33 protein-coding genes and 1 tRNA gene are annotated in these 26,188 nt (G+C 65.6%); 13 read left to right on the top strand and 21 right to left on the bottom strand.

Annotated elements, in window-relative coordinates; all coding sequences use genetic code 11:
• The 4 genes from VNQ78_RS12515 to VNQ78_RS12530 all read right to left on the bottom strand — a co-directional run.
• The coding region (locus tag VNQ78_RS12515; RefSeq protein ID WP_414694065.1) for an ABC transporter permease at nt 1-499 on the bottom strand (499 nt) is incomplete at its 3' end.
• Nucleotides 500-503: 4 nt separating this feature from the next.
• Nucleotides 504-1,649, bottom strand: coding sequence for a sulfate ABC transporter substrate-binding protein (locus VNQ78_RS12520; protein WP_325690194.1), 1,146 nt, complete (start codon nt 1,647-1,649; stop codon nt 504-506).
• A gap of 269 nt (nt 1,650-1,918) precedes the next feature.
• A complete protein-coding gene (locus tag VNQ78_RS12525; RefSeq protein WP_325690196.1) occupies nt 1,919-2,281 on the bottom strand; it encodes a cell division protein ZapA in 363 nt (120 codons plus the stop codon).
• 3 nt (nt 2,282-2,284) lie between these two features.
• Complete coding sequence (locus VNQ78_RS12530; protein WP_325690198.1) at nt 2,285-2,908, bottom strand: hypothetical protein; 624 nt, start codon at nt 2,906-2,908, stop codon at nt 2,285-2,287.
• Between the two features lie 210 nt (nt 2,909-3,118).
• On the opposite strand from VNQ78_RS12530, the gene hisB reads away from it, so the two are divergent.
• Both hisB and hisH read left to right on the top strand, forming a co-directional pair.
• Complete coding sequence (gene hisB / locus VNQ78_RS12535; RefSeq protein ID WP_325690200.1) at nt 3,119-3,706, top strand: imidazoleglycerol-phosphate dehydratase HisB; 588 nt, start codon at nt 3,119-3,121, stop codon at nt 3,704-3,706.
• Nucleotides 3,706-4,335 (top strand): imidazole glycerol phosphate synthase subunit HisH, encoded by a 630-nt coding sequence (gene hisH, locus VNQ78_RS12540; RefSeq protein ID WP_325690202.1) that lies wholly within the window; start codon nt 3,706-3,708, stop codon nt 4,333-4,335. Before hisB ends, hisH begins: the two co-directional genes overlap by 1 nt.
• A gap of 68 nt (nt 4,336-4,403) precedes the next feature.
• Here hisH and VNQ78_RS12545 read toward each other — a convergent pair whose 3' ends face one another.
• Nucleotides 4,404-4,790 (bottom strand): DUF2147 domain-containing protein, encoded by a 387-nt coding sequence (locus tag VNQ78_RS12545; RefSeq protein WP_325690204.1) that lies wholly within the window; start codon nt 4,788-4,790, stop codon nt 4,404-4,406.
• A gap of 168 nt (nt 4,791-4,958) precedes the next feature.
• Between VNQ78_RS12545 and hisA the strand changes: the two genes are divergently transcribed.
• From hisA to VNQ78_RS12565, 4 genes are read left to right on the top strand one after another with little or no spacing between them, the layout of a single operon-like run.
• Nucleotides 4,959-5,675 carry a 1-(5-phosphoribosyl)-5-[(5-phosphoribosylamino)methylideneamino]imidazole-4-carboxamide isomerase gene (gene hisA, locus VNQ78_RS12550; protein WP_325690206.1) on the top strand — a complete coding sequence of 239 codons (717 nt, stop codon included), beginning with the start codon at nt 4,959-4,961 and terminating at the stop codon, nt 5,673-5,675.
• A gap of 10 nt (nt 5,676-5,685) precedes the next feature.
• On the top strand, nt 5,686-6,447 hold the full coding sequence (gene hisF / locus VNQ78_RS12555; protein ID WP_325690208.1) for an imidazole glycerol phosphate synthase subunit HisF: 762 nt from the start codon (nt 5,686-5,688) through the stop codon (nt 6,445-6,447).
• The gene (locus VNQ78_RS12560; RefSeq protein WP_325690210.1) at nt 6,444-6,755 is read left to right on the top strand and encodes a phosphoribosyl-ATP diphosphatase; all 312 of its coding nucleotides are present in this window, start codon (nt 6,444-6,446) and stop codon (nt 6,753-6,755) included. Before hisF ends, VNQ78_RS12560 begins: the two co-directional genes overlap by 4 nt.
• A 4-nt stretch (nt 6,756-6,759) precedes the next feature.
• Complete coding sequence (locus VNQ78_RS12565) at nt 6,760-7,245, top strand: MgtC/SapB family protein (protein WP_325690212.1); 486 nt, start codon at nt 6,760-6,762, stop codon at nt 7,243-7,245.
• Here the strand turns inward: VNQ78_RS12565 and rnd are convergent.
• The 3 genes from rnd to VNQ78_RS12580 form a co-directional block, all read right to left on the bottom strand.
• Entirely contained in the window at nt 7,242-8,414 is a 1,173-nt protein-coding gene (rnd, locus tag VNQ78_RS12570) for a ribonuclease D (RefSeq protein WP_325690288.1), read from the bottom strand. The genes VNQ78_RS12565 and rnd overlap by 4 nt on opposite strands.
• Before the next feature lie 128 nt (nt 8,415-8,542).
• Complete coding sequence (gene tgt / locus VNQ78_RS12575; RefSeq protein WP_325690214.1) at nt 8,543-9,673, bottom strand: tRNA guanosine(34) transglycosylase Tgt; 1,131 nt, start codon at nt 9,671-9,673, stop codon at nt 8,543-8,545.
• Nucleotides 9,674-9,717: 44 nt separating this feature from the next.
• Entirely contained in the window at nt 9,718-10,476 is a 759-nt protein-coding gene (locus VNQ78_RS12580; RefSeq protein ID WP_325690216.1) for a GNAT family N-acetyltransferase, read from the bottom strand.
• Nucleotides 10,477-10,587: 111 nt separating this feature from the next.
• On the opposite strand from VNQ78_RS12580, the gene msrB reads away from it, so the two are divergent.
• Nucleotides 10,588-10,980 carry a peptide-methionine (R)-S-oxide reductase MsrB gene (gene msrB / locus VNQ78_RS12585; RefSeq protein WP_325690218.1) on the top strand — a complete coding sequence of 131 codons (393 nt, stop codon included), beginning with the start codon at nt 10,588-10,590 and terminating at the stop codon, nt 10,978-10,980.
• 32 nt (nt 10,981-11,012) lie between these two features.
• Here msrB and VNQ78_RS12590 read toward each other — a convergent pair whose 3' ends face one another.
• A complete protein-coding gene (locus tag VNQ78_RS12590; RefSeq protein WP_325690220.1) occupies nt 11,013-11,468 on the bottom strand; it encodes an outer membrane protein assembly factor BamE in 456 nt (151 codons plus the stop codon).
• A 113-nt stretch (nt 11,469-11,581) separates the two neighbouring features.
• On the opposite strand from VNQ78_RS12590, the gene VNQ78_RS12595 reads away from it, so the two are divergent.
• The gene (locus tag VNQ78_RS12595) at nt 11,582-12,103 is read left to right on the top strand and encodes a DUF177 domain-containing protein (protein WP_325690222.1); all 522 of its coding nucleotides are present in this window, start codon (nt 11,582-11,584) and stop codon (nt 12,101-12,103) included.
• Nucleotides 12,104-12,106: 3 nt separating this feature from the next.
• On the opposite strand, the gene betA is transcribed toward VNQ78_RS12595, so the two are convergent.
• From betA to betI, 3 genes are all read right to left on the bottom strand, one after another.
• Entirely contained in the window at nt 12,107-13,759 is a 1,653-nt protein-coding gene (gene betA, locus VNQ78_RS12600; RefSeq protein WP_325690224.1) for a choline dehydrogenase, read from the bottom strand.
• Between the two features lie 66 nt (nt 13,760-13,825).
• Nucleotides 13,826-15,271, bottom strand: a complete 1,446-nt coding sequence (betB, locus tag VNQ78_RS12605) for a betaine-aldehyde dehydrogenase (protein WP_325690226.1) — start codon at nt 15,269-15,271, stop codon at nt 13,826-13,828.
• Nucleotides 15,268-15,837: a choline-binding transcriptional repressor BetI gene (gene betI, locus VNQ78_RS12610; protein ID WP_325690228.1), complete on the bottom strand. Its 570-nt coding sequence runs from the start codon at nt 15,835-15,837 to the stop codon at nt 15,268-15,270. Before betI ends, betB begins: the two co-directional genes overlap by 4 nt.
• Before the next feature lie 118 nt (nt 15,838-15,955).
• On the opposite strand from betI, the gene choX reads away from it, so the two are divergent.
• The 4 genes from choX to VNQ78_RS12630 all read left to right on the top strand — a co-directional run bounded on the left by choX (nt 15,956) and on the right by VNQ78_RS12630 (nt 19,524).
• Nucleotides 15,956-16,909, top strand: coding sequence for a choline ABC transporter substrate-binding protein (gene choX, locus VNQ78_RS12615; RefSeq protein WP_325690231.1), 954 nt, complete (start codon nt 15,956-15,958; stop codon nt 16,907-16,909).
• Between the two features lie 172 nt (nt 16,910-17,081).
• Complete coding sequence (gene choW, locus VNQ78_RS12620; protein ID WP_325690233.1) at nt 17,082-17,933, top strand: choline ABC transporter permease subunit; 852 nt, start codon at nt 17,082-17,084, stop codon at nt 17,931-17,933.
• On the top strand, nt 17,926-18,966 hold the full coding sequence (gene choV, locus VNQ78_RS12625) for a choline ABC transporter ATP-binding protein (RefSeq protein ID WP_325690235.1): 1,041 nt from the start codon (nt 17,926-17,928) through the stop codon (nt 18,964-18,966). Before choW ends, choV begins: the two co-directional genes overlap by 8 nt.
• 342 nt (nt 18,967-19,308) lie before the next feature.
• Entirely contained in the window at nt 19,309-19,524 is a 216-nt protein-coding gene (locus VNQ78_RS12630; protein WP_325690237.1) for a hypothetical protein, read from the top strand.
• Here VNQ78_RS12630 and VNQ78_RS12635 read toward each other — a convergent pair.
• Nucleotides 19,521-20,435 carry a DMT family transporter gene (locus tag VNQ78_RS12635; protein WP_325690240.1) on the bottom strand — a complete coding sequence of 305 codons (915 nt, stop codon included), beginning with the start codon at nt 20,433-20,435 and terminating at the stop codon, nt 19,521-19,523. The genes VNQ78_RS12630 and VNQ78_RS12635 overlap by 4 nt on opposite strands.
• A 39-nt stretch (nt 20,436-20,474) precedes the next feature.
• Complete coding sequence (locus VNQ78_RS12640; RefSeq protein WP_325690241.1) at nt 20,475-21,071, bottom strand: LysE/ArgO family amino acid transporter; 597 nt, start codon at nt 21,069-21,071, stop codon at nt 20,475-20,477.
• Nucleotides 21,072-21,158: 87 nt separating this feature from the next.
• Between VNQ78_RS12640 and VNQ78_RS12645 the strand changes: the two genes are divergently transcribed.
• Entirely contained in the window at nt 21,159-22,019 is an 861-nt protein-coding gene (locus VNQ78_RS12645) for a LysR family transcriptional regulator ArgP (RefSeq protein WP_325690243.1), read from the top strand.
• A gap of 39 nt (nt 22,020-22,058) precedes the next feature.
• On the opposite strand, the gene VNQ78_RS12650 is transcribed toward VNQ78_RS12645, so the two are convergent.
• From VNQ78_RS12650 to VNQ78_RS12680, 7 genes are all read right to left on the bottom strand, one after another.
• Nucleotides 22,059-22,799, bottom strand: a complete 741-nt coding sequence (locus tag VNQ78_RS12650; protein WP_325690245.1) for a YebC/PmpR family DNA-binding transcriptional regulator — start codon at nt 22,797-22,799, stop codon at nt 22,059-22,061.
• 66 nt (nt 22,800-22,865) lie between these two features.
• The gene (locus VNQ78_RS12655; RefSeq protein ID WP_325690247.1) at nt 22,866-23,114 is read right to left on the bottom strand and encodes a ribbon-helix-helix domain-containing protein; all 249 of its coding nucleotides are present in this window, start codon (nt 23,112-23,114) and stop codon (nt 22,866-22,868) included.
• The gene (locus VNQ78_RS12660) at nt 23,107-23,301 is read right to left on the bottom strand and encodes a DUF4169 family protein (protein ID WP_325690249.1); all 195 of its coding nucleotides are present in this window, start codon (nt 23,299-23,301) and stop codon (nt 23,107-23,109) included. The genes VNQ78_RS12655 and VNQ78_RS12660 overlap by 8 nt, the downstream gene beginning before the upstream one ends.
• Before the next feature lies 1 nt (nt 23,302).
• On the bottom strand, nt 23,303-24,697 hold the full coding sequence (fumC, locus tag VNQ78_RS12665) for a class II fumarate hydratase (protein WP_325690251.1): 1,395 nt from the start codon (nt 24,695-24,697) through the stop codon (nt 23,303-23,305).
• 83 nt (nt 24,698-24,780) lie between these two features.
• On the bottom strand, nt 24,781-25,335 hold the full coding sequence (locus VNQ78_RS12670) for a methyltransferase type 12 (protein ID WP_325690253.1): 555 nt from the start codon (nt 25,333-25,335) through the stop codon (nt 24,781-24,783).
• A 64-nt stretch (nt 25,336-25,399) separates the two neighbouring features.
• Complete coding sequence (locus VNQ78_RS12675) at nt 25,400-25,873, bottom strand: SspB family protein (RefSeq protein WP_325690290.1); 474 nt, start codon at nt 25,871-25,873, stop codon at nt 25,400-25,402.
• Nucleotides 25,874-26,057: 184 nt separating this feature from the next.
• Nucleotides 26,058-26,134: transfer RNA gene (locus tag VNQ78_RS12680), tRNA-Asp, on the bottom strand.
• Nucleotides 26,135-26,188 lie beyond the last annotated feature (54 nt).

The following is a 26,188-nucleotide window of genomic DNA, read 5'->3' on the forward strand; positions in this document are numbered from 1 at the left end:
CGATGACCGGCTGGACCGTGCGGGTGACAAAGGGCAGGCCCACGAAGATCAGTGCGATCAGGATGCCCCATTCGGTATAGGCGATCTTCTGGCCCATCGACTTGGCGATGCTGCCGAAAACCCCGTTCGGGGCGTAAAGCGCGGTCAGCGCGATGCCGGCCACGGCGGTCGGCAGGGCAAAGGGCAGATCGACGAGCGCGTCGACGACGCGCCGGCCCGGAAAATCATAGCGCGCCAGCACCCAGGCCAGCAATGTGCCGAAGATCAGGTTGAACACGGCGGCAAGGAAGGCCAGCCGGAAGGACAGGTAAAGCGCCGCCCAGACGCGCGGCGTGTTGATCGCGGTCCAGACCTCGGCCGGGCCATAGCTGATCCCCTTGGCCAGCAATGCGCCGATCGGCAGGATCACGATCAGCGACAGCATGGTCAGCGTAATTCCCATGCCGAGCCCGAAGCCCGGCATGGGGGATTTCTGCGTGCGGAGAAGCGCAAGCGCCATCGGCTTACATCCCCGTATAGATCTGGTCGAATACGCCCCCATCACCGAAATGCTCGGGCTGGGCTTTCTTCCAGCCGCCAAAATCGGCGATCGTCACCAGATCCAGTTTCGGGAAACGCTTCACGTCCTCGGGGTTCGCGGCGCTTTCGTCCCAGGCACGATAGTAGTGCTTGAAGGCCAGTGCCTGACCCTCGGGCGAGTAGAGGAAGTTCAGATAGCCCTCGGCCAGCTTCCTCTGCTCGTCATCGGCGATGTTCTTCTCGACCAGCGCGACCGGCGGCTCGGCCAGAATCGAAACCGAGGGCACCACGATATCGAACTGATCCTCGCCCATCTCGTTCAGGGCCAGATAGGCCTCGTTCTCCCAGGCAAGCAGCACATCGCCGATCTCACGCTGGGTGAAGGTCGTGGTCGAGCCGCGCGCGCCGCTGTCCAGCACCGGCACATGCTTGAAGAGCTGGGCGACGAATTCCTTCGGATCCTGCCCGTTCTTCTGCGCCCAGGCCCATGCGGCCAGATAGTTCCAGCGCGCCCCGCCCGAGGTCTTGGGATTCGGGGTGATGACCTCGATCCCGTCCTTCACCAGATCGTCCCAATCCTTGATCCCCTTGGGATTCCCCTCGCGCACGAGGAAGACGATGGTGGAGGTATAGGGCGAGGAGTTATGCGGAAGCTTGGCCTGCCAATCCTCGGGCAGCAGCCCCTTTTCGGCGATCTTGTCGATGTCGGAGGCCAGGGCCAGCGTCACGACCTGCGCCTTCAGCCCGTCGATCACCGAGCGCGCCTGCGCGCCCGAGCCGCCATGCGAGGTCTCGATGGTGGGTGCCTTGTTGCCCTCGGCCTCCCATTTCGCGGCGAAGGCTTCGTTCACATCGCGATAAAGCTCGCGCGTGGGGTCATAGCTCACGTTCAGCAGCGAATTGTCGGCCTCTGCCGCGCCGGAAAGCAGCGCGAGACCGCCGACCGCCATCATCACCGCGAAGGCCCTGCGTGCGCTCGCCCCGAGGCAGCGCCCGAGAAAGCCGGGGCGCAGCGGATAGCCGGTCAGGCGCTTGGTCCCGTCCACGATCGTCATGCGACCATCAAGGTGGCGGCGGACGACGCGGCCATGTGCCAATTGGGTGTCGTTGACGCGAATGGTACGGATCATGGTGACATTACCTCGTTATCGTATCGCTTCGGGCAGCAGCCCATATCGGCAATTACGACAGGGTTAGTCGTTAATTTCAAGAAAAAAGACGAATAAACCTATCGTTTTTAATATTAAGTGTTTTCAATTAGTTATATGGTATTTCTGTGGCATTCGCGGCGGAAATACGCTGCGGATTCACACGTTCAAGCCAGAATCGCAGGGCAATTTGGACGCAAAAAGCCGCGCCCCTGCGGGCGCGGCCTCGAAGATCGCGACGGATCCGGGGTCTATTGCTCCAGCTGATCCTCGGCCTTCTGGGCGAGGGCCTCGGCGCGGGCGGCAAGCTCGGCCATCCCTTCCATGAGGCTTGGCGGAACGATCGGCACCTCGACCCGCTGGGGATTGTTCCTGAGCCTTGCCAGCTCGCGTTCAGCGGCGATCGCCCGGTCCTCGAAGGAGGAGGTGCGATCGGCCAGCATCAGCCCCGCAAGCAGCAGCAGGCGCGGCTCGGGCATGCGCCCGGCCTGACCGATGATCGCCTGCGCCTCGGTATCGAGGAGGGCCGCCGCCCGCTTCAGCAGGCGTTCCTCGCCCGCCTGACAGCTCAGGGTGTAGGATTTGTGCCCGATGGTGAACTCGACCTCTGCCATGTCTCAGCCCCTGTTCTCGTCGGTTGCGGGTTCCGCCTCGCGCCGGTCGGCATCGGCATCGCCCCCCAGATCCAGATCCTCCGGCGGATTTGCCGAGACATCCAGCGGCATCGGCGTCTCGACCACCGCCGGGGCGCCTGCGGGTTCGGCGGCCGGGGCTTCGGCCTGCTGGCGCGGGGGGGCCTCGCCCAACATGCGGTCGAGCGTATCGGCGACCTCGGCCATCTGGCCCGCCTCGGCCGCACGGGTGGCGCGCAGCGAATCGATCTCGGCCTGAAGCGCGCGGCGGATCTCATCTGAGGGCGAGTCGGGCTGCGAGGCGATCAACTCGCGATTGGCGCTGGCCAGCGCCTCGTTCGCGGCGGCAAGGCGGGCGATCTCGTCCCCGGCCGCGTTCAGGCGCTCGTCAGTGGCGACAAGGCGCGCCTCAAGCTCGGCCAGCTGCTCGGCCTGTTCATCGACAAGCATCGACAGATCATCGGAAATATCCCGGTTTTCCGGGCGAGGATCGCCCTCGGTGGCGGATCCGGCCGCAGCCCTTGTCACCGCCATCCGGTCGATGAAGCCGTCGAGACGGTCCAATGCGGCGATCAACCGCTTTTCGCTGGCATTCAGGTCATTATTCATCGGCCGGTATTCCTTTCGGGTCGCGCGTCCAATGCACAGGTTTGTGACTTTTTCGCATCGCTCGGCCCACATGACAAGGACGGCGACGCAATCCTTGCCCGCGTCCGCGCATTCATGCCCATGGCGCCCCCTTCGCCGGCGGACGGGTTCGCGACTTTTCAGTCGATGCGAGGTTGCCTATAAGGCCATGGATCCCCAACGGAGACAACGATGCGCCGCGCAACCATCACCCGCGACACGGCCGAGACGCAGATCGAGGTCGAACTGAACCTCGACGGCACCGGCAAATACGACAACCAGACGGGCGTTGGCTTCTTCGATCACATGCTGGACCAGCTTGCGCGGCATTCACTGATCGACCTTCGCGTGCGGGCCAAGGGCGATCTGCATATCGACGACCACCACACGGTCGAGGATAGCGGCATCGCGATCGGCCGCGCATTGACCGAGGCGCTTGGCGACAAGCGGGGCATCCGCCGCTATGGCAGCTTCCACCTTGCGATGGACGACGCGCTGGTCCGCACGGCGCTTGACCTTTCCGCGCGGCCCTATCTGGTCTGGAACGTCGATTTCCCGGCCCAGAAAATCGGCAGCTTCGATACCGAACTGGTGCGGGAGTTCTTTCAGGCGCTTTCGACCCATGGCGGGATCACGCTGCATGTGGATTGCCTGCACGGGTTGAACGCGCATCACATTGCCGAGGCCGCCTTCAAATCCGTCGCCCGCGCCCTGCGCGAAGCGGTCGAGCCGGACCCGCGCATGGAGGGCGTGCTGCCCTCGACCAAGGGGGCGCTGTGATGCGCGTCGCGCTGGTCGATTACGACAGCGGCAACCTGCATTCGGCCGAGAAGGCGATCGCGCTGATGGGCCGCGATGTCGGGGCCGAAACGCTCGTGACCAGCGACCCCGAGGTGGTGCGCCGCGCCGACCGGATCGTGCTGCCGGGCGACGGCGCATTCCCGGCCTGCCGTGCGGCGCTCGACGCCGTGCCGGGCATGGTAGAGGTGCTGCAGGATGCGGTCCTGACGCGCGGGACGCCGTTTCTGGGGATCTGCGTCGGCATGCAGATGCTGGCCGAGATCGGGCATGAATATCGCGACACCGAGGGGCTGGGCTGGATCGGCGGCGAGATCGACGCCATCTCGGGGCCGGGCCTCAAGGTGCCGCATATGGGCTGGAACGACCTCGAGGTGCTGCGCCCCCATCCTGTCCTTGACGGGATCGAGACCGGGGACCACGCCTATTTCGTGCATGGCTGGCAGTTCCGGGTGCGCGATCCCGCGCATCTTTTGGCCACCGTCGATTACGGCGGGCCGGTCACGGCCGTCGTCGGACGCGAGAACATCGTCGGCACGCAGTTTCATCCCGAGAAATCGCAGGCCGTGGGGCTGCGCCTGATCGCGAATTTCCTGCGCTGGAAACCCTGAAAGAGAAGCCGGGGGCGCTGCCCCCGGACCACCGGGGTATTTGGGAAACAGTGAAGATCGGGGGCCTGTCAGCGGGCGCGGGTCCATTTTTGGGTCTTGCAGAAGACCGCGACGCAGCCCGAGACATCGAGCGTCTTGCCGTCGAGTTGCATCTTGGATTTGTAGGTCTTGTCCGAGCCGGGATCCCAGATCGTGCCGCCGCCGAATTTGCCGTTGCCCTGATCGGTCATGTCAGCGACGATGTTCCTGCCGACATTCTTCGAAGGGATCTCCTTCCCCGAAGTGTCGAAGGAGCGGACCAGCTTGCCGCAATACTTGCCGCCGCAATCGTAGAACTGGACCATGCCGATCTGGCCCTGATCGTTCGGCTGGGTCTGGAACGTGCCGTCGATGCCCTGGGCCTGCGCGGCGGTCACGCCGGCCAGCAGCAGCGCGGCGAGTAGCGCTGATTTCATTTGGTATCCTCCCTTGGGCCGTCTCGGCCATGGGTGGAGCTTCGGACGGCGTCACGGAGGCGATCAAGCCTGACGTGGCGTTCAGCACCCATGCGCCGGCGCGGCCCCCCTGCCCCTTCCGATTGGCGCGCCGCTGTGGCAAAGGGACGCCAATTACAGGAGAGACCCATGATCCTTTATCCCGCCATCGACCTCAAGGACGGGAATTGCGTGCGCCTGCTGCGCGGCGACATGGAGGCCGCGACCGTCTTCGGCACCGATCCCGCCGCCCAGGCCAGTGCCTTTGCCGATGCCGGCGCGGAATGGCTGCACCTCGTCGACCTGAACGGGGCCTTTGCCGGCCATCCGGTGAATGCCGAGGCGGTCGAGGCGATCCTTGCCGCGGTGGAGATCCCTGCCCAGCTTGGCGGCGGCATCCGCGACATGGAGACCATCGAGCGCTGGCTGGAACGCGGGCTTGCCCGCGTGATCCTGGGCACCGTCGCGGTCGAGAACCCGTCGCTGGTGCGCGAGGCAGCGCTGGCATTCCCGGGCAAGATCGCCGTTGGCATCGACGCCCGCGGCGGCCGTGTCGCGACACGGGGCTGGGCCGAGGAGACCGATGTGCTGGCGACCGACCTTGCCCGCCAGTTCGAAGATGCCGGCGTCGCCGCGATCATCTATACCGATATCGACCGCGACGGCGCGATGCAGGGGCCGAACATCAGCGCGACCGAGGCGCTTGCCCGCGCGGTGAACATCCCGGTCATCGCTTCGGGCGGGGTGAGCTCGATGCAGGACCTGCTGGCGCTGCGCGATGCGCGGGTGATTGCGGGTGCGATCTCGGGCCGGGCGCTTTACGATGGCGCGATCAATCTGGGCGAGGCGCTGCGCGCGCTGGCATGAAGGGGGTGAGATGCTGAAGACGCGGGTGATCCCTTGCCTCGACGTGGCCGATGGCCGGGTCGTCAAGGGGGTGAATTTCGTCGATCTGGTCGATGCGGGCGATCCGGTCGAGGCGGCGCGCGCCTATGACGCGGCCGGCGCGGACGAGATCTGTTTCCTCGACATCCATGCCACGCATGAAAACCGCGGGACGATGTTCGACCTTGTCACCCGAACGGCCGAGGCCTGCTTCGTGCCGCTGACCGTGGGCGGGGGCGTGCGCAGCCACAAGGACGTGCGCGACCTGCTGCTGGCCGGGGCGGACAAGGTCAGCTTCAACTCGGCCGCGGTGGCGGACCCGAACGTCATCGCCGAGGCCGCCGACCGTTTCGGCAGCCAGTGCATCGTCTGCGCCATCGACGCCAAGACCGTGGCGCCCGGACGCTGGGAAATCTTCACCCATGGCGGCAGAAAGCCGACCGGCATCGACGCCGTCGAGTTCGCCCGCACCGTCACCGCCAAGGGCGCGGGCGAGATCCTGCTAACCAGCATGGACCGCGATGGCACCAAGTCGGGCTTCAACATCCCGCTGACCCGCGCCGTCGCCGATGCGGTCAACGTGCCGGTCATCGCCTCGGGCGGGGTCGGCGCGCTGGAGCATCTGGCCGAGGGCGTGATCGAGGGCCATGCCTCGGCGGTGCTTGCCGCCTCGATCTTCCATTTCGGAACCTTCACCGTGCGCGAGGCCAAGGAACACATGGCCGCCGCCGGCATCCCCGTGAGGCTGACATGAGCGGATTGCAGCGCCTTGCCAAGACGATCGAGGCCCGTAAGGGTGCCGATCCCGAGACGAGCTGGACCGCCAAGCTACTGTCGAAAGGCCCCGAGAAATGCGCCGAGAAATTCGGCGAGGAGGCGGTCGAGGCCATCATCGAGGCGGTGAAAGGTGATCGCGACAGGCTGGTCGCTGAGGCCGCCGATACGCTTTACCATCTGTTGGTCATGCTGGCTGCCCGCGACATCACCCTTGCTGATGTCGAAAATGAACTGGATCGCCGCGAGGGGCGTTCGGGCATCGAGGAAAAAGCTTCACGGAAGTGACACGATGCTCGAACAACTGGCCGCGGAATTCCAGCGTCCGATGAGCCTGCCGGCGCCGGTCGTGACCCTGCGCCTTGTCATGGCGGTCATGCTGGGCGGGATCATCGGCTGGGAGCGCGAGGCCAAGCACCGCGCGGCGGGGTTGCGCACCCATATGCTGATCGCGCTGGCTGCGGCCTGCTTCACGCTGGTCGCGCTGGAACTGGTCGATTTCTCGAACGTCAACGAGGAGCAGCAGCGCACCGATCCCTTGCGCCTGATCGAGGCGGTGACGGCGGGCGTGGCCTTCCTCGCTGCCGGTTCGATCGTCATCAATCGCGGCAATGTGCGGGGGATCACCACGGGCGCGTCGATGTGGCTTTGCGGCGCGATCGGCCTTTGCTGCGGCACGGGCGACCTCAGGCTGGCGATGATCGCGACGGCAATGGCGATGGTCGTGCTTTACCTCGTGCGGGTGCTGGTCACGCCGGTCGCCCGCAGCGACGACTAGCCGGCGACCGGAACCACCTTGACCGAGCCGTTATGCGCGGAAAGCGCGATCTCGCCCGCGGCGAGGCGCAGGGCGTCGCGGCCAAAGACCTCGGCCCGCCAGCCGTGAAGCGCCGCAAGGTCGCGCACACCCGAGGCCAAGGCATCGAGATCGGAGGCCGAGGCGATCAGGCGCGGGGCGACGCCCGCCTCATCCGACTTGGCCTTTAGCAGCACGCGCAGGAGTTCTGAGAGCGCCGCATTGCCGGGGCGGCCCGGCTCATCCGGGGCGGGCTTCGGCAGATCCTTGGCCTCGATCCCGGCCTTCACCGCAGCAAGGATGCCATTCGCGATCTCGCCGCGGCGCGCATCGCGCAGCAGCAGGCGGGATTTGCCCAGATCCGCCTCGGTCAGGGGCTTCGTCGAGGCAAGCTCGATCAGCGCGTCGTCCTTGTAGACGCGGGCGCGGGGAATATCGCGTTCCTGCGCATAGGTCTCACGGAAGCGGGCAAGCTCGCGCACCACGGCAAGGAACCGGGGCGAACCCGAGCGCGTGCGGATGCGCTGCCATGCTTCGTCGGGACGGGTGATATAGGTCTCGGGGTTCAGAAGGACCGCGACCTCCTCCGCAAGCCAGGGAGCGCGGCCGGTCTTGTTGAGCTGGTCCGAGAGAAATTCGTAGATCGCGCGCAGATGCGTCACATCGGCCAGCGCGTATTGAGCCTGCGCATCCGAAAGCGGCCGGATCGACCAGTCGGTGAAGCGCGAGGACTTGTCGAGCGGCTGGCGCGCGATCTTCTTCACCAGCGTCTCATAGCCCACCTGCTCGCCAAAGCCGCAGACCATGGCGGCGATCTGGGTGTCGAACAGCGGATCGGGCAGCACGCCGGTATCGTGGAAGAAGATCTCAAGGTCCTGGCGCGCGGCATGGAACACCTTGACCGTCCCGCTATGGCGGAAAAGGTCATAGAGCGGTTCGAGCGAGAGATCCCCTGCGAGGGGGTCGATCAGCACCGCAGGCCCACCCTCGGACTTGACCCCCGAGGCAGGGGGCAGCGCCGCCTGGATCAGGCAGAGCTTGGAGTAATAGGTCCGCTCACGCAGGAACTCGGTGTCGAGCGTCACATAGGGCTGCGCCTTCGCCAACTCGCAGAACTCGGCCAGTTCGGCCGTGGTCGTGATCGTGTGGATGTCTTCCTGGCGGACGGTCTTTGGGCTGGCGGGCATGTACTTCTTTCGGTCGTGGGCGGGGCATCCGCCGAATCTTCCTAACGGCCTTCCAACAGTGAATGAGGAAAATCAAGGCACGACGTGACGATTCACAACGGTTCTATGTCACCCTGTGCCCGTTCTGCCTCGAACCCGGCGACGAAAGCGGCAAGTTCGCCTTGGGCGATGGCCGCCCGCAGGCCGCCCATCAACTCCTGGAAGTAATGCAGGTTGTGCCAGGTCAGGAGCATCCCCGAGATCATCTCTCCGGCCCGGAAGACATGGTGCAGATAGGCGCGGGAATAGCCGGTGCAGGCCGGGCAGGTGCAATGCTCGTCCAGCGGGCGCGGATCGTCGGCATGGCGGGCGTTCTTGATATTGACCTGTCCGCGGCGGGTCCATGCCTGCCCCGTCCGACCCGAGCGCGAAGGAAGGACGCAATCCATCATGTCGACGCCGCGAACCACGGCGCCCACGATGTCGTCGGGCTTGCCGACGCCCATCAGATAGCGCGGCTTGTCCTCGGGCAGGAAGCCGGGGGCATGGTCGAGAACGCCGAACATCGCCTCCTGCCCCTCGCCCACGGCAAGGCCGCCGATAGCGTAGCCGTCAAAGCCGATGGCCTTCAACGCCTCGGCCGATTCCTCGCGCAGCTCGCGGTTCACCCCGCCCTGCATGATGCCGAAAAGCGCATGGCCCGGCCGGTCGCCAAAGGCGTCGCGCGACCGCTGCGCCCACCGCATCGACATGCGCATCGAAATGGCGACAACCTCGTCCGTCGCGGGCAAAGCCGGGCATTCGTCAAAGGCCATGACGATGTCCGAGCCGAGCAGGCGCTGGATCTCCATGCTGGTTTCCGGCGACAGGAAATGGCGCGAGCCATCGACATGGCTGGCGAAGGTCACGCCCTCCTCGGTCAGCTTGCGCAGGCTCGACAGGCTCATCACCTGGAACCCGCCCGAATCGGTCAGGATGGGACGTTCCCAGTTCATGAACTTGTGAAGTCCGCCCAGCCGCGCCACCCGCTCGGCGCCGGGGCGCAGCATCAGGTGATAGGTATTGCCCAGCAGAATATCCGCCCCGGTCGCGCGGACCGATTCGGGCAGCATCGCCTTGACCGTGGCGGCAGTGCCGACGGGCATGAAGGCGGGGGTGCGGATCTCGCCTCTCGGGGTCTGGATCACGCCGGTGCGGGCACGGCCGTCGGTGGCCGATACGGAAAACTGGAATCTGTCGCTCATGGCCGGGCGTCATAGGCGGTTTGCGCGGCCAATGCAAAGGCGGCTTATGCGCCTGCCGCGCGCAGCAGTTTCGCCCGTGCGGGGGGAATCGCGCGGACCTCCAGCCCGGTAAAGACGTGCAGCGTGCCCAACTGCTTGTCCACCACCGCATGGTCGCTGACCCAGCCCCCCATCGCGAGATAGGAGCGCAGCAGGGGCGGCATCGCCGCCATTGCGCGGCGCGGATCGGCCTGCCGCAATCTCAGCGCACGGGCAAAGCGGAAGACATTCGGCGCCTTCACCCGTGGTAGCCAGCGCTTGGGCGCAAGGTGACGCTCTCGCAGCATCGCGAACGCGTCCTCATAGCCTTGCGTATCGGTGCCCATGAAGCTTGAGCAGCCGAAAAGCATCTCGACCCGCTCCTGATCCACATGCCGCGCCAGCGCCCCCCAGGCGAGGCGCAGGATGTCGGGATCCTGCCTTTCGGGATGGATGCAGAAGCGGCCGATCTCGACCATCTTCCCGTCGAAATCGCGCAGTCGCGAGAGGTTGTAGAAGCGCGCGGAATAGCTGTCGCCTATCTCCTCCCCTCCGGCGAGGGTCAGCATGCGGAAGCAGGCGACCAGCTGCCGCGTCGCCGCGTCGCGAATCAGCACATGGCTGCAGCGCCGGTCGTAATCGTCGGCATCGACCGAATCGGATGCAGGCGACATGCCTGTGCGCTGCCCGACAAAGCACAGCCAGCGCAGGCGCTGCGCTTCACGGATATCCTCGGGGCCATCGGCAACAAGAACTTCGTAACGGCCTTTGCGCAATGCCATCATGGCACTCCTGCCCAACCTTCGGAAGACGAGTGCGGACGACCGCAGCCCGTCTTGTTCCTGTCCTCCCTGCACCTATCTTGTAACATGGGCGCAACATTATGAAGGACAAAGATGACCGATCGCGTGATCAAATCCGATGCGGAGTGGCAGGCCGAGCTTGACCCGGAGGCCTATCGCGTGACGCGGCTTGCCGGAACCGAGCGTCCCTTCTCGCATCCCGGCTTCCCGAAAGGGCCGGGCCATTATGAATGCGTATGCTGCGGCGCGCGCCTTTTCGACGGCGATGCCAAGTTCGAAAGCTTCTGCGGCTGGCCCAGCTTCTCGCGCCCCGGCGGCGCCATCGACGAGCATCGGGACTCCAGCCACGGCATGACCCGGACCGAGGTGCGCTGCCACCGCTGCGACGCGCATCTGGGCCATGTCTTTCCCGACGGCCCCCCGCCCACCGGGTTGCGCTATTGCATCAACGGCGTCGCGCTTCGCTTCGTTCCTGACGCCGCTTGAGGAAGGGCGCCCCCGCGGGCGCCCTTTTATCGTCAATCCCGCAGGATGTCCTCGGCCGAGACGCGGCCGACATTGCCCATCAGCTGACGAACGATGCTGACACTGGCCACACCGGATTCGGTGACGCGCCGCGACAACACGACGACCTGCCCGCGCTCAAGCCCGAAACGCTCGACATTCGAGACGGTGCCGCCTTCGGTAAAGCTGATCGCCACCACCTGCCGCTCGATCTCGCGCGGCTCGCGGGCGCCAAAGGTCTCCCAGCGCGAACCGACGTAATACCAGGCCGATCCGGTCAGCAGCCCTTGCGAGCTTGGCCGGCCGATCAGGCCCTCCAGCTCGGACTGGGTGGTCTTGCCGACCACCACCTGCGCAAGGTCATGCTCGGGCGGCACATAGCCGTGATTTCGATGGATCGGGGCGCAGGCAGAGAGCATAACTGGAACAGTCAACGCGAAGGCCATGATCTGCCGCCGGGAAATCTTCATCTCTCACCTGTCCCTTACGCGCCTGTTGACGCCGCGCGACCGACTTAGCAAACTCATGCCCCGCGCTCAAGAATATCCCAAACGGCAGCGACCGCGCCGGAAAGGCCCCTACCATGACTGAACCCGCCCGCAACCAGAACCGTTTTCGCGTGGCGCAACTCAATCCCCGCCATGCCACGGCCTTCGAATTGGCCCCCGATGCAGCGGCCCGCGCCGCCATCGCGACCGAACTGGACCTCAGCGCCCTGCCCGCCCTGCGCTTCGGCGGAGAGATCCGTCCCGCGCCCCACGACGCGTGGGAGGTTGCGGCCCGGCTTTCGGCCAAGGTCGTGCAACCCTGCGTCGTGACGCTCGCCCCGGTCAAGACCTCGATCTCCGAAGAGGTCCACCGGATCTTCTCGCCTCACGTCACCACCCCCGAGGGGGACGAGGTCGAGATGGGCGATGACGAGCTTGAGCCCCTTGGCCAGGTCATCGACATCGAGGCGATGATGATCGAGGCCCTGTCCCTCGCCCTGCCTCTCTATCCCCGGGCCGAGGGCGCGGCGCTGGACGCCCCCGAGGACGAGCCGGCGGAGGAAACGCGCAAACCCTTCGCCGGCCTCGCCGATCTGATGAAAAAGACCGAGAACTGATCTTCAGGATTCGCGCTGCAATTCCTGCCAATGCGCCCCGATCTTCGGCCCGAGGTTCAGGGGCGCCAGCATCCCCTGCCCCAGCAGATGATCGGCAGCCTTCTCGCCGGTCATGATCGAGGGGGCGTTGAGGTTCCCGTTGGTGATGCGCGGAAAGACCGAGCTGTCGGCAACCCTCAGCCCCTCGACCCCGATCACCCGCAATTCGGGATCGACCACCGCCATCGGATCGCTCACGCGCCCGATCCGCGCGGTGCCGCACGGGTGAAAGGCCGATTCCGCATGTTCGCGGATGAAGGCGTCGATCTCCGCATCCGAAACCGCGCCCATGCCGGGCTGGATCTCGTGCCCCTTATAGGCGGCAAAAGCGGGCTGGTCGAAGATCTCGCGCGTCAGCCGGACGCAGGCGCGGAAATCGGCCCAGTCGTCGGGCTCCGACATGTAGTTGAAGCGAATCTCGGGCGCTTCCTTCGGATCGGCCGATTTCAGCCGCACCGTGCCGCGCGATTTCGACCGCATCGGGCCGACATGAACCTGAAAGCCATGTCCCTCAGCCGCGGCCTTGCCGTCATAACGCACGGCAAGCGGCAGGAAATGATACTGGATGTCGGGATACTCGACCCCCGCGCGCGACCGGATGAAACCGCAGCTCTCGAACTGGTTCGACGCGCCAAGCCCTGTCCCCGTCGCCATCCATTGCGCCCCGATCGAGCCCTTGCCCCAAAGATTCCAGTGCTTGTAAACCGTGATCGGCTGGGTCGCGGTATATTGCATATAGATCTCGAGGTGGTCCTGCAGGTTCGACCCCACCCCCGGACGATCGGCCCGGACCTCGATCCCATGCTCGGCCAGATGCGCGGCCGGGCCGATCCCCGACAGCATCAGCAGCTTCGGCGTATTGATCGAGCTTGCCGAAAGCACCACCTCATGTTTCGCGCGGAACACATTGACGCCGCGCGTATTTTTTACCTCGACCCCGACCGCGCGACCGTCCTCGAAAACGACCCGCTGCGCCAGCCCGCGGCGCAACCGCAGCCGTCCGGTTTCCTGCGCCGGACGCAGATAGGCATTGGCGGCCGACCAGCGCCGCCCCTCCCAGATCGTCGCCTCCATCGCGCCGAAGCCTTCCTGCCTTGCGCCGTTATAGTCATCCGTCACCGGATAGCCGGCCTCGCGCCCCGCCCGGATGAAGGCGTTGAACAGCGGATTCTTGCGCGAGCCACGGGTGACATGCAGCGGCCCCTCGCTGCCGCGATAATCGCTGACCGCGCCATGCGAGGTCTCCATCCGCTTGAAATAGGGCAGCACGTCGGCATAGGCCCAGCCTTGCGCCCCCGCCTCGGCCCAATGGTCGAAATCCCGCGCATGGCCGCGCACGAAGACCATGCCGTTGATCGAGGACGAGCCGCCGACCACCTTGCCCCGCGGCGTCACCAGCCGCCGCCCGCCCAGATGCGCCTCCGGCTCGGACGAGAAGCCCCAGTCATAGCGGCGCATGTTCATCGGATAGCTGAGCGCCGCGGGCATCTGGATGAACGGCCCGACATCCGAGCCGCCATATTCGATCAGATCGACGCGCTTCCCCGCCATGACCAGCCGATAGGCCAGCGCGCAGCCGGCCGAACCCGCGCCGACGATGACATAGTCCGGGATCATCTCCCCGCTCCCGTTTTCACCGTTTCCCAAATACCCACGCTGACCGCGCAGGCATCGCAAGGCCGGTCAATAGGGCGCATCGACCGCCCCCATGCCGACATAGACCGATTTCAACTGCGAATAATGCTCGATCGCGGCTGCCGAATTCTCACGGCCGATCCCGGACATCTTGACCCCGCCAAAGGGCGCCTCGACCGGGGTGAGGTTATAGGCATTGATCCAGGTCGTGCCCGCCTGCAGCGCCGCCGCCACGCGATGCCCGCGCGCAAGGTCACGGGTAAAGACCCCCGCCGCGAGACCATAGGGCGTGGCATTGGCGCGGGTAACGGCCTCGGCCTCGGTCTCGAAGGCAAGGACCGACATCACCGGGCCAAAGATTTCCTCGCGCGCGATCCACATCCCGTCAGTGACACCGGCAAAAACGGTGGGCGGCACGAAGGCGCCCTCGCCCGGACCACCGCAGACCAGCCGCGCGCCCTCGGCCTCGCCGCGCTGGATCGCGTCCCTGATTTTTGCAAGCTGGCTTGCGCTGACGATCGGCCCGTGCTGCGTCGCCTCGTCCAGCGGATCGCCGATGCGGACCGCCCGGGACCGCTCGGCCAGCCGCTCGAGGAAGGCGGGCAGGATCCCCTGCTGGACGAAAACCCGCGTCCCGTTCGAACAGATCTGCCCCGAGGAATAGAAATTCGCCAGAATCGCCGCGCCCACCGCATCCTCGAGGCTGGCATCGTCAAAGACGATCAAGGGCGACTTGCCGCCCAGTTCCATCGTCACATGCCGCATCCCTTCGGCCGCCGCCGAATAGACCTTCTGCCCGGTCGCGACCGAGCCGGTCAGCGAGACCTTGGCGACCAGCGGGTCGGAAACCAGCGCCGCGCCGACCGCGCCCCTGCCCTGCACGACGTTGAAGATGCCCGGCGGCAACCCGGCTTCGGTCAGGATTTCGGCCAGCTTCAGCGCGCCCAGCGGCGTCTCCTCGCTGGGCTTGAAGACCATGGCATTGCCCATGGCAAGCGCGGGCGCGGCCTTCCAGCAGGCGATCTGGCTCGGATAGTTCCAGGCGCCGATGCCCGCACAAACGCCCAGCGCCTCGCGGATCGTATAGACGAAATCGCCGCCCAGCGGGATCGTCTGGCCTGTCACGGTCGGGGCCAGCCCGCCGAAGAATTCCAGCGCATCCGCGCCCGAGGGCCAGTCGGCCACCCGCGTCTCCTGGATCGGCTTGCCGGTATCCAGCGTCTCGAGGCGGGCAAGCTCCTCGCCCCGCTCGCGGATGATCTGCGCGGCGCGGATCAGGACGCGACCGCGCTCGACGGGACGCAGTGCCGCCCAGGCGGGTTGCGCGGCGGCGGCGGCGGCGGTCGCCTCGGCGACCTGCGCCGGGCTCGCCTCGCGCAGCCGGGCGATCACCTCGCCGGTATAGGGATAAAGGACATCCAGCGCCGGCCCCTGCCCCTCGACCGGGGCACCGTTGAGATAGAGGCTGGCGGCGGGCTGGGCATCATGGCTCATGGCAGGACCTTTTCAAGATAGTCGAGGGTCAGGCGCTCGGCCGCATCGGCATCGGTCTCATCCGAAAGCGCCGCGCGCAGGTAGACGCCGTCGATCAACGCGCCAAGCGTGCGGGCCGTTGCCTCGGCCTCGGCACCGACCAGCGGGCGCAGCGCCACCAGCAGGTTCGAGCGCAGCCTGTGGTGATAGACCCGCAAGAGGCGCGCGGCCTCGGGATCGACTAGCGCTAATGCGTAGAAGTTAAGCCAGGCGGCAACCGTTTCGCGGTCGAAATTCGGCTTGTCGAAGCTCGCGCGGATCACGGCCAGCAGCCGCGATTTCGGCCCATCGACGTTTTTCAGCTCGCGAGAGGTTGTCTCGCTATAGAGCGACAGGATATGCCGCATTGCTGCCAGAAAGATCCGCTCTTTCGAGCCGAAATAATGATGGGCAAGGGCCGTGGACATTCCAGCCTCGCGCGCGATCTGCGCAACCGTGACATCGAGCGATCCGGCGCGGCCGATCGTTGCGATGGTAGCGTTGATTAATGCAGCCTTTCGGATAGGCTCTGCGCCAAGTTTGGGCATGAAGGGCACTCGCCTCGTTGACGGCTCGATCGGAACGGAGCTAGCCGCGCTTTAATTGACTCGTCAATCAAAAAAAGCCTAACTAGGGCAAACGGACAAGATTCAGGGAGAAGTTAAGATGACATTTTGCCGCACAGCCGCAATCCTCGCCGCCGGTTGCGTTGCGACGATTTCGGGTGCCGGGGCCGCATTCGCGGCGGAACCTGCCGAATGCCGCAGTCAGGTCTTTTCCGATGTGGGCTGGACCGACATCACCTCGACGACCGCTCTGGCCTCGACCGTGCTGCAGGCGCTCGGCTACCAGACCGAGACCAAGATCCTGTCGCTGCCGGTGACCTATACCGCGATGGCCAAGGGCGATGTCGACATCTTCCTCGGCAACTGGATGCCCAGCCAGGAAGCCGACATCAAACCCTATCGCGACTCGGGCACAGTCGAGACGCTGCGCACGAACCTGACCGGCGCGAAATACACCCTCGCCACCAACGAGGCGGGCGCCAAGCTCGGCATCGACGACTTCGCCAAGATCGCCGCGCAAAAGGATGCGCTCGACGGCAAGATTTACGGGATCGAACCCGGCAATGACGGCAACCGCCTGCTGCTGGAGATGGTCGCGGACAACAAGTTCGACCTCGGCACCTTCGAGATCGTCGAAAGCTCGGAACAAGGGATGCTGGCGCAGGTCGCCCGGGCGGATGGCGCGGGCCAGCCTGTCGTCTTCCTCGGCTGGGAGCCCCATCCGATGAACACCCAGTTCAAGATGACCTATCTGGCTGGCGGCGACGACATCTTCGGCCCCGATTTCGGCGGCGCGCGCGTCGATACCAACGTGCGGACGGGCCTTGCGACGGAATGCCCGAATATCGGCAAGTTCCTCCAGAACCTCGAATTCACGCTGACGATGGAAAACGAGGTCATGGGCAAGATCCTGAACGACGGCGCTGATCCGGCCGATGCCGCGAAAGAGTGGCTCAAGGCCAATCCCGAGGCCGCGAAGCCCTGGCTGGAGGGCGTCACCACCTTCGATGGCGGCGATGCCGCAGCCGCGCTCGACAAGGCGCTTTCGGAGTGAGGACGGGCGGGCAGATGGTGACACCTCTGCCCGTTCCCCATTGCGCTTCTGGCGCCTTGATCCACCTTTGCCGGGGCCCGGCCTTTGCGCCGAACCGACGTTCCCCCGCCCTGCGTGAGCAATGGCTCCTGCGGACGGCCGGGCATCCCGAACGGCAGAAAGAAAAGGACGCATGGACCAACTGACCGAGCTTTTGACCGGGACCAAGATCCCGGTCGGCAAGACCGCGAAAGCCATCTTCGACTGGCTGAACGCCCATGCCGCATTCGTGTTCAACGCGATCTCCAAGGGCCTCGACTGGCTCATCAACGGCATCCTCGGCATTCTGGAATTTCCCCATCCCCTGATCTTCACGCTGCTGATGGTGGCGCTGACCTGGGCGCTTCAGCGCAGCGTCAAGACCTGCCTGCTGATCGGGCTCGGCTTCCTCTTCATCCTGAACCAGGGCTACTGGGACGAGACGATGCAATCGCTGACGCTGGTTCTGGCCGCCTGCGTGGTCTGCATGGCGATCGGCGTGCCCATCGGCATCGCGGCGGCGCACCGCCCCCGGCTCTATGCCTGGATGCGGCCCGTCCTCGACCTGATGCAGACCTTGCCCACCTTCGTCTATCTGATCCCGGCCATCGTGTTCTTCGGGATCGGCGTCGTGCCGGGACTGATCGCCACCGTGATCTTCGTCCTGCCTGCGCCGATCCGCCTCACGCATCTTGGCATCAGCTCGGCCCCCAAGGCGCTGGTCGAGGCCGCGACCGCCTTTGGCGCCACCCCGCGCCAGCTTTTGTGGAAGGTCGAACTGCCCTCGGCCACGCCGCAGATCATGGCGGGGCTGAACCAGACCATCATGCTGTCGCTCTCGATGGTCGTCATCGCGGCGCTGGTCGGCGCCTCGGGGCTTGGCGTCCCGGTGGTGCGGGCGCTGAACAGCGTCAACACCGCGCTTGGCTTCGAAAGCGGCTTCATCATCGTGGTGGTGGCCATCATGCTCGACCGGATGCTGCGGGTGGGGAAACACGATGACTGACCGGATTGCCGTCGAATTCGACAATGTGAACATCGTCTTCGGGGACGATCCCGAGGCCGCGCTGCCCCTGATGGACAAGGGGCAGGCCCGCGCCGCGATCAAGGCCGAGACCGGGCAGGTTCTGGGGGTCCATAACTGCTCGCTCTCGGTACGCGAGGGCGAGATCCTGGTGCTGATGGGCCTCTCCGGCTCGGGCAAATCGACCCTCTTGCGCGCGGTGAACGGCCTCAACGCGGTTTGCCGGGGCGAGGTCAGGATCTGGGACGGCGACCACATGGCCTCGGTCACCAAAGCCGGCGAGGCCGAGCTGCGCCGCCTGCGCCGCAGCCGCGTCGCGATGGTCTTCCAGCAATTCGGGCTGCTGCCCTGGCGGACGGTGCGCGAGAATGTCGGGCTTGGCCTCGAACTCGCCGGCATTCCCGCAGCCGAGCGTGAAAGGCGGGTCGAGGCGCAGCTTGAGACCGTGGGCCTTGCCGACTGGGCGGATCGCAAGGTCGGCGACCTCTCGGGCGGGATGCAGCAGCGCGTCGGTCTTGCCCGCGCCTTCGCGACCGAGGCGCCGATCCTCCTGATGGACGAACCCTTCTCGGCTTTGGACCCGCTGATCCGCAACCGGCTTCAGGATGAATTGCTGGAGCTTCAGAAGGCGGCCAAGCGCACGATCATCTTCGTCAGCCATGACCTCGACGAGGCGTTCCGCATCGGCAACCGCATCGCCCTGATGGAGGGCGGGCGCATCGTCCAGATCGGCACCGCGCGCGAGATCATCGCCAATCCGGCCAATGCCTATGTCGAGGATTTCGTGACCCACATGAACCCTTTGGGCGTCCTGACCGCCGAGGACATGGCCGAAGCCGAAGGCGCCCCCGGCACGCCCATCGACCGCGAAATGCCGATCCGCGAGGTCATGCGCATCATGACCGAGACCGGGGCCGAGATCCTGCCCCTCGCCGGCGGCGGGCGCGTCACCCAGCAAAGCATCATGCAGCGCCTTATCTCGCAGGGACCACGCGGCGGCGCGTCCGAGGTCTGATCCGCCGCGCCACGCATGCTGGCCCGTTTCGCCCCCGATGCGAAACGGGCTTGCTTCGAATCAGGATCCCTGCCTATCAATCCCCTGTTTCGAACCCTCAACAGGAAAGGGCACTGGCATGACCGACATCACCGCCATTCCGGCCGCCCATTCCGGCGTCGTTCGACGCCATCGACGCAACTGGCGTCAGGACCGGAACGCGATCTGAACCGCCCGAGCGGGCATTTCACCGATCATCCGTGACGCCTGCCGACCGCGCTGACGCGCGGCGGGTCGCGTCATCACCTTATCCTTTTCCAACATAGGGGCCGTTCCGCATTCGCGGGCGGCGGACATCCTCCAATGCGTACCATTTCACTGCGTCCGGCGCGGGATCTCCGCGCACCACTGAACGAACTGATCGAGGATCACGGCCTGCTGCGGGTCAGCTTCGCGCTGCTGCGTGCGGCGCTGCGGCGGGGAAAGAACCGCCCTCCGCCGGTATCGGGACTCTCCGACCATCTGCTGCGCGACATCGGGCTTGAGCCGCCGCGACGCAGCGGGCGGAACCTGTTCTAGCCGTCCTTCAGGGCGTCAGGCGGCGGGGTGACAAGGCCCCGCCGCAACCGCGACTCGCGCCAGGTGATATAGCAGATCGCCCCGATCATCACCGCGCCGCCGATCAGCACCCAGATGTCGATCGGCTCGGCAAAGACCAGCGCGCCCAGCAGGCTGGCCCAGATCAGCTGCAGGAAAACCACGGGCTGCGTCACCGTCAGGGGCGCGGCCGCGAAGGCCCGCGTCATCGTATAATGCCCCGCCGTCGCGAAAAGCGCCGTGCAGGCCAAGACCGCGCATTGCCCAAGGCTCGGCGCGACCCAGTTCATCGCCGCAAAGGGCGCCAGCCCGATACAGACCGTCAGCGACATCATCGCCACCACCACGCTGGCCGGCACCTCGTCCGACAGGCGCTTCGCGACAAGATAAGAGGCCCCAAAGGTGACCGAGGCGCCAAGCTGCGCGAGATGCCCCGGCTCCAGCACGCGCAGGCCGGGGCGCAGCACGATCATCGCCCCCAGCAGCGCGAAAAGGATGGCCGTCGCGCGCCGCCACGAGATCCGCTCACCCAACAGCAGCGCCGCCCCCACCGTCACCACGATCGGATTCATGAAGCCGATCGCCGTCACCTCGGCCACAGTGATCCGGGCCATGGCGAAGAACCACAGGATCACCGCCACGGTATGCAGCGCCCCCCGCATCGCGAAAAGCCCCCAGATCCGAGGCGAGAACCCGCGCCGCAGCGCCGGCACCAGCGCAGGCAACAGAAAGACGAGGCCGATGGCGAAACGGATGAACGCCCCCTCCGCCGCCGGCAATGCTTGCCCCAGCCAGCGCACGGTGCCGTTCACCGCCACGAAGCAAAGGCCGGTGACGAGCATCCAGAAAATGCCGGTCAGGTCACGGCGGGTCGAGGTCGCGACAGAGATCATGCCCTAGACATGACGATTTGCCTTGCCCGGCGCAAGCCTTCACCCGTTGAGGACAAGGCCAAGAGCGATCGACCACATCACCAGCGCCACAGCCACGTCCAGCACCCGCCAGGCGATGGGCCGCGCAAAGACCGGAGCCAGCAGGCGCGCGCCATAGCCAAGGCCGAAGAAGAACAGGACCGAACCGCTGATCGCCCCCGCGGCGAAGCCCGCCTTGTTCTCGAACCCGGTCGAGATCGCGCCGAGGAGGACGACCGTATCCAGCCAGACATGGGGGTTGAGCCAGGTCAACGCCGCAATGACAGCGAGCGTCGCGGCAAGGCCCGTGGCACCCGCCCCGGCCTCGAGCGCAGATCCGCCGCGCAAAGCCTGCCGCATGGCGCGCGCGCCATAGACCAGCAGGAAGATCACGCCGCCCCAGCGCATCGCCGCCAGAAACCCCGGCGCATGCAGCGCGATCGTCCCCGCCCCGGCCACGCCTAGGGTGATCAGCAGCGCATCCGACAACGCGCAGAAGGCGCAGGTGGCAAAGACATGCCGCCCGATCAGCCCCTGCTTCAGCACGAACGCATTCTGCGCCCCGATCGCGACGATCAGCGACAACCCGGTTCCCAAACCCGCCATATAGCTTTGCATTCTCAACATCTCCTTGCGGGATGCTTCTTGCAACAACCGCCATGATTAAGGCAAATTCATAAATCTGATCCAGATTAAGTTATCCTTATGCTCGACTATCCTGCCCTCGCCGCCCTGTCCGAAATCATCCGCCGCGGCTCTTTCGAGGCGGCTGCGGCCGCGCTCGGCGTTACCCCCTCCGCCATCTCCCAGCGGATCAAGGGCCTCGAGGAGCGCATGGGAGAGGTGCTGATCCATCGCGGCCCCCCGGCCCAGGGCACGCCGCGCGGCATGCGCCTGATGCAGCATCTCGATCAGGTGCGGCTCCTCGAACGCAATCTCGACGGGACAGCGGATGCCCCGCCCGCCATCCTGCGCATCGCTGTGAATGCCGACAGCCTCGCGACATGGTTTCCCCCGGCGATGACCGCGCTCGACGCGATCTTCGATCTCGTCGTCGATGACCAGGACCATGCCCGCGACTGGCTGGGCAAGGGCGAGGTCTCGGCCGCGATCTCCTCCGACCGCGCCGCGGTGCCGGGCTCGGACGTATTGCCGCTCGGACACATGCGCTACCTCGCCTGCGCCACGCCGGAATTTCTGCACCGCCATTTCGCCACGGGCCTCGACGCCGCAGCACTCGAGGCCGCGCCCGCCGTCATCTTCAACAGCAAGGACGCCGCCCAGTCCCGCTGGGCGGCCATGCTCACAGGCCGGCGCCTGCATCTCCACGGCCATCGCGTCCCGGCCTCCGAACCCTTCGCGCGGGTCGTCGAACTGGGTCTCGGCTGGGGCATGATCCCCGAGGTGATGGCCAGCCCCGCCATCGCTTCCGGCCGGCTCGCCCTTCTCGATCCCCTGCCCCTCGACGTCCCGCTCTTCTGGCATGTCCAGCGCGCCCTGCGCCCGGCGCTCGCACCGCTGACCGCGGCGATAAGAAAAAGGGCCGCAGCAGAACTGCGACCCTGATTTCACTGTTTCCCAAATACCCCCGCCGGAGGCGGAATATCAAAGCTGGGCTGCGACATCCTCGGGAATGTCGAAATTCCCGGTGACGTTCTGGACGTCGTCATCTTCCTCCAGCGCATCCAGCAGCTTCATCAGCTTCGTGGCGGTCTCGAGGTCGATCTCGGTCGGAGCCTGCGGCTTCCAGATCAGCTTCGCGTGCTCGGACTCGCCCAGGCTCGCTTCCAGCGCGCTCGAAACCTCTGCCAGATCGGTGTCCGACGTATAGATCCAGTGGCCGTCCTCGTCGCTCTCGACATCCTCGGCGCCGGCTTCCAGCGCGGCCATCATCACCGTATCCGCGTCGCCGGCGCTCGCCGCATACATGATCTCGCCCTTGCGGTCGAACATGAAGCTGACCGAGCCGGTCTGGCCCAGATCGCCGCCATGCTTGGCGAAATAGCTGCGCACGTTCGAGGCGGTGCGGTTGCGGTTGTCGGTCATCGCCTCGACGATGATCGCGATGCCATTCGGGCCATAGCCCTCATAGCGGATCTCGTCATAGTTCTCGGCATCGCCGCCCTGCGATTTCTTGATCGCACGGTCGATCACGTCCTTCGGGACCGAGCTCGACTTGGCTTCCTTCACCGCAAGGCGCAGGCGCGGGTTCTTGTCGGGATCGGGATCGCCCATCTTCGCGGCGACGGTGATTTCTTTGGCCAGCTTCGAGAACAGCTTGGAGCGGAGCTTGTCCTGCTTGCCCTTCCGGTGCTGGATGTTGGCCCATTTGGAATGGCCTGCCATGGTTCTACCCATATCTGCTGCGGATTGTTGCTGGCTTTTAGTCATCCAGCCCCGCCGCCGCAAGCACTACGCCCGATCGGCCCCGCGCCGGAGCACCTCGGAGAGGACATAAAGCCGCAAGGCGGTGGCCAGACCGACCTCCGGGGGCCGCTTGCTGTCGATGACGGCAATCAGCGCGGCGACGGTTTCCTCGCGCGCCCGCGCAATGTTGCGTAATTCCCGCCAGAAGGCATCCTCGAGACTGACCGAGGTGCGATGCCCGCCAATGGTGACGGATCTTTTCACCGGAGGCGACATCGCGGGCAAATCAGGCATCGCCATCCTCGCGCCGGTGCTGGTCCAGATGCCGCGCGGCCCGGTCGCGGTCGGTCTCCTCGACCTGCTTCTGGGCCTTGCTGCGGCCGAATTTCGCCGCGTTTTCGTCGCCCTGCCTGCGGGCGGCGTCACGGGCGGCGCTTTTGCGCGCCGCCCGCAGATTGATGATTTTCCCGTTGCCGGTCAAATCAGTCCTCCGGCCCGACCATCTGCTCGGGGCGGACGACGCGGTCGAAGGTCTCGCCATCGACGAAGCCAAGCGCAATCGCCTCCTCGCGCAGCGTGGTGCCGTTCTTATGCGCGGTCTTGGCCACCTTGGTCGCGTTATCATAGCCGATGGTCGGCGCCAGCGCCGTGACCAGCATCAGCGATTCCTTCATCAGCTTGTCGATGCGGGGCAGGTTCGCCTGCGTGCCGACGACCATGTTGTCGGTGAAGGAACCCGCGGCATCGCCCAGAAGCTGCATGGATTGCAGCACGTTATAGGACATCATCGGGTTATAGACGTTCAGCTCGAAATGACCCTGAGAACCGGCAAAGCCCACGGCCGCGTCGTTCCCCATGACATGGGCGCAAACCATGGTCAGCGCCTCGGCCTGCGTCGGGTTCACCTTGCCCGGCATGATCGAGGAGCCCGGCTCGTTCTCCGGCAGGATCAGCTCGCCCAGACCCGAGCGCGGGCCCGAGCCCAGCAGCCGCATGTCATTGGCGATCTTGAAGAGCGAGGCCGCCACGGTTTTCAGCGCGCCCGAGAAGAAGACCATCGCGTCATGCGCGGCCAGCGCCTCGAACTTGTTGGGCGCAGTGACGAAAGGCAGGCCCGAGATCTTGGCGATCTCGGCCGCAATCGCCGTGTCCCAGCCCTTCTTGGTGTTCAGCCCGGTGCCGACGGCGGTGCCGCCCTGCGCCAACTCATAGATATCCGCCAGCGCCAGGTTGACGCGCTCGATGCCCTTCTGGACCTGATGGGCATAGCCGCCGAATTCCTGACCCAAGGTCAGCGGCGTCGCATCCTGCGTATGGGTGCGGCCGATCTTGATGATATCCTTGAACTCTTCCGCTTTCGCGGCCAGCGCCGCGCGCAGCTTCTCCAGCCCCGGCAGCAGCACGTCGCGCGCCTGCATGGCGATCGCCACATGCATCGCGGTCGGGAAGGTGTCGTTCGAGGACTGGCCCATGTTCACATGGTCATTCGGATGGACCGGCTTCTTCGAGCCCATGACGCCGCCCAGAATCTCGATGGCGCGGTTCGAGATGACCTCGTTCGCGTTCATGTTCGACTGGGTGCCCGAGCCGGTCTGCCAGACCACCAGCGGGAAGTTGTCGTCGAACTTGCCGGCCGCGACTTCCGAGGCCGCCTCGACCATCGCCTTGCCGATCGTGGCGTCCAGATTGCCGGTCGCCATGTTCACCTGTGCCGCCGCCTGCTTGATGATGCCAAGCGCGCGGATCATCGGGACGGGCTGCTTTTCCCAGCCGATCGGGAAGTTCATGATCGAACGCTGGGTCTGCGCGCCCCAGTACTTGTCGGCAGGAACTTCCAGCGGGCCGAAGCTGTCGGTCTCGGTGCGGGTATTGGTCATGTCATATTCCCTCGCGGTTTTGCGGGGGTTCTATCGCCGCGGCGTCGGATTCGCAAATGGTATGCGAATGTATGCCGCAGCAGTCACGGCTCCTGCCGGAACACATAGACCCGCGCCGGCGGCAGGTTCGCCCAGATCCGCCGACTCCTGACATGGCCAAGCCCGAACTGCGCCCGAACCGCCTCAGAGAGGGGCGCGACGGGGCCATAGGTGATCTGCACGAAGGGCGCGCCCGGCTTCATCATCGCCAGCGCCGCACCGACGATCGCCGATTGCAGCGCGTCGGGCATCGGCAGGGTCGGCACGCCCGAGATCACGGCATCCAGATCCCGGCGACCGACATTGACCATCTCCTGCGCGGACAGATTATGCACCCGCGCGCGTGGAAACCGCTGGCGCAACCTGTCGCAGAAGGCGGCGTTCAGCTCGTAAAGCTCCAGCCGCTCGGGGGGCAATCCACGGCCAAGGATCGCCTCGGTGATCGTGCCGGTGCCGGCGCCGATTTCGGCCACGGCCTCCATGCCGGGCATGACCAGCCGGGCCATTTCGCGGGCGGTGGCGCGGCCGGTGGGCGCTACGGCGCGGATTTCGGATGGACGGCGAAGGAACTGCGAGAGGAACAGCGACAGATCGGACAAGGCGGCCTCCGGCTATTGCGCGACACCGCCTCTATTATTCCTGCGTGACAGGGGCGTGACGCCCCTATTTGCGCCACTTGTCGAGGCTGACGACCTCGGCGCCGCCCTTCGGGGCATCGTCGCCGCCGTCGTCATCCTCGATCCCGTCCTCCTCGTCCTCTTCCTCGTCATCCTCATCGGAATCGGGCTGGTTCTCGAAGCGCAGGCCGAACTCGACGGAAGGGTCGACAAAGGTGCGGACGGCGTCGAAGGGGACATAAAGCGGCTCGGGCGAATTGCCGAAATTCAGCGTGATCGCGAAACCGTCCGGCCGAATCTCCAGATTGTCGAACCAGTGCTGGATCACGATCGTCATCTCCTCGGGATAACGCTCGCGCAGCCAGTCCGCCATCTCGACATCCGAATCGCGCGTATCGAAGGTGATGAAGAAATGATGATCGCCCGGAAGCCCTTCATCAGCCACGGCCTGCAGGACATCAGCAATCAGCCGTTGCATGGCCCGATGCATCATCCCGCCGTAATCTATTCCACGCGCCATTGGCCTTCCCCCTTCGTTCTGGGTCAGCATAGGGAATTGCGTCCCGATGAAAAGCCCCCTGCGGTCCGCCCCCGGCGCGATCCGGCAGCGTTTCACCGTTTCATAAATACCCATGCGACAGCGCCGGAATCACCATCGCGCCCGCCGGGCGGGAGGCTTCACAAAGATGAATTGAAAAGGATGATGGCGCGGTTGACGGGGCTCGAACCCGCGACCCCCGGCGTGACAGGCCGGTACTCTAACCAACTGAGCTACAACCGCGCAGAACACTTTCCCCAGATCGCCTCTGGAGTGCGGGCGGTTTACGCATGGGGG

The sequence above is a fragment of the Paracoccus sp. (in: a-proteobacteria) genome (assembly GCF_035556475.1).
Taxonomy (GTDB): domain Bacteria; phylum Pseudomonadota; class Alphaproteobacteria; order Rhodobacterales; family Rhodobacteraceae; genus Paracoccus.

What these genes read in the sequence shown, in the direction of transcription:
- VNQ78_RS12545 (WP_325690204.1), bottom strand. Translation starts at nt 4,790, where the DNA reads ATGAAATCAGCGCTACTCGCCGCGCTGCTGCTGGCCGGCGTGACCGCC.
- VNQ78_RS12580 (WP_325690216.1), bottom strand. Translation starts at nt 10,476, where the DNA reads ATGATGGCATTGCGCAAAGGCCGTTACGAAGTTCTTGTTGCCGATGGC.
- VNQ78_RS12640 (WP_325690241.1), bottom strand. Translation starts at nt 21,071, where the DNA reads ATGCAAAGCTATATGGCGGGTTTGGGAACCGGGTTGTCGCTGATCGTC.
- choW (WP_325690233.1), top strand. Translation starts at nt 17,082, where the DNA reads ATGGACCAACTGACCGAGCTTTTGACCGGGACCAAGATCCCGGTCGGC.
- hisF (WP_325690208.1), top strand. Translation starts at nt 5,686, where the DNA reads ATGCTGAAGACGCGGGTGATCCCTTGCCTCGACGTGGCCGATGGCCGG.
- VNQ78_RS12645 (WP_325690243.1), top strand. Translation starts at nt 21,159, where the DNA reads ATGCTCGACTATCCTGCCCTCGCCGCCCTGTCCGAAATCATCCGCCGC.
- VNQ78_RS12520 (WP_325690194.1), bottom strand. Translation starts at nt 1,649, where the DNA reads ATGATCCGTACCATTCGCGTCAACGACACCCAATTGGCACATGGCCGC.
- hisA (WP_325690206.1), top strand. Translation starts at nt 4,959, where the DNA reads ATGATCCTTTATCCCGCCATCGACCTCAAGGACGGGAATTGCGTGCGC.
- betB (WP_325690226.1), bottom strand. Translation starts at nt 15,271, where the DNA reads ATGAGCCATGATGCCCAGCCCGCCGCCAGCCTCTATCTCAACGGTGCC.
- choV (WP_325690235.1), top strand. Translation starts at nt 17,926, where the DNA reads ATGACTGACCGGATTGCCGTCGAATTCGACAATGTGAACATCGTCTTC.
- hisH (WP_325690202.1), top strand. Translation starts at nt 3,706, where the DNA reads ATGCGCGTCGCGCTGGTCGATTACGACAGCGGCAACCTGCATTCGGCC.
- VNQ78_RS12650 (WP_325690245.1), bottom strand. Translation starts at nt 22,799, where the DNA reads ATGGCAGGCCATTCCAAATGGGCCAACATCCAGCACCGGAAGGGCAAG.
- choX (WP_325690231.1), top strand. Translation starts at nt 15,956, where the DNA reads ATGACATTTTGCCGCACAGCCGCAATCCTCGCCGCCGGTTGCGTTGCG.
- betI (WP_325690228.1), bottom strand. Translation starts at nt 15,837, where the DNA reads ATGCCCAAACTTGGCGCAGAGCCTATCCGAAAGGCTGCATTAATCAAC.
- VNQ78_RS12655 (WP_325690247.1), bottom strand. Translation starts at nt 23,114, where the DNA reads ATGCCTGATTTGCCCGCGATGTCGCCTCCGGTGAAAAGATCCGTCACC.
- msrB (WP_325690218.1), top strand. Translation starts at nt 10,588, where the DNA reads ATGACCGATCGCGTGATCAAATCCGATGCGGAGTGGCAGGCCGAGCTT.
- VNQ78_RS12630 (WP_325690237.1), top strand. Translation starts at nt 19,309, where the DNA reads ATGCGTACCATTTCACTGCGTCCGGCGCGGGATCTCCGCGCACCACTG.
- VNQ78_RS12590 (WP_325690220.1), bottom strand. Translation starts at nt 11,468, where the DNA reads ATGAAGATTTCCCGGCGGCAGATCATGGCCTTCGCGTTGACTGTTCCA.
- VNQ78_RS12565 (WP_325690212.1), top strand. Translation starts at nt 6,760, where the DNA reads ATGCTCGAACAACTGGCCGCGGAATTCCAGCGTCCGATGAGCCTGCCG.
- VNQ78_RS12595 (WP_325690222.1), top strand. Translation starts at nt 11,582, where the DNA reads ATGACTGAACCCGCCCGCAACCAGAACCGTTTTCGCGTGGCGCAACTC.
- fumC (WP_325690251.1), bottom strand. Translation starts at nt 24,697, where the DNA reads ATGACCAATACCCGCACCGAGACCGACAGCTTCGGCCCGCTGGAAGTT.
- VNQ78_RS12675 (WP_325690290.1), bottom strand. Translation starts at nt 25,873, where the DNA reads ATGGCGCGTGGAATAGATTACGGCGGGATGATGCATCGGGCCATGCAA.
- betA (WP_325690224.1), bottom strand. Translation starts at nt 13,759, where the DNA reads ATGATCCCGGACTATGTCATCGTCGGCGCGGGTTCGGCCGGCTGCGCG.
- VNQ78_RS12635 (WP_325690240.1), bottom strand. Translation starts at nt 20,435, where the DNA reads ATGATCTCTGTCGCGACCTCGACCCGCCGTGACCTGACCGGCATTTTC.
- VNQ78_RS12560 (WP_325690210.1), top strand. Translation starts at nt 6,444, where the DNA reads ATGAGCGGATTGCAGCGCCTTGCCAAGACGATCGAGGCCCGTAAGGGT.
- hisB (WP_325690200.1), top strand. Translation starts at nt 3,119, where the DNA reads ATGCGCCGCGCAACCATCACCCGCGACACGGCCGAGACGCAGATCGAG.
- VNQ78_RS12525 (WP_325690196.1), bottom strand. Translation starts at nt 2,281, where the DNA reads ATGGCAGAGGTCGAGTTCACCATCGGGCACAAATCCTACACCCTGAGC.
- VNQ78_RS12530 (WP_325690198.1), bottom strand. Translation starts at nt 2,908, where the DNA reads ATGAATAATGACCTGAATGCCAGCGAAAAGCGGTTGATCGCCGCATTG.
- tgt (WP_325690214.1), bottom strand. Translation starts at nt 9,673, where the DNA reads ATGAGCGACAGATTCCAGTTTTCCGTATCGGCCACCGACGGCCGTGCC.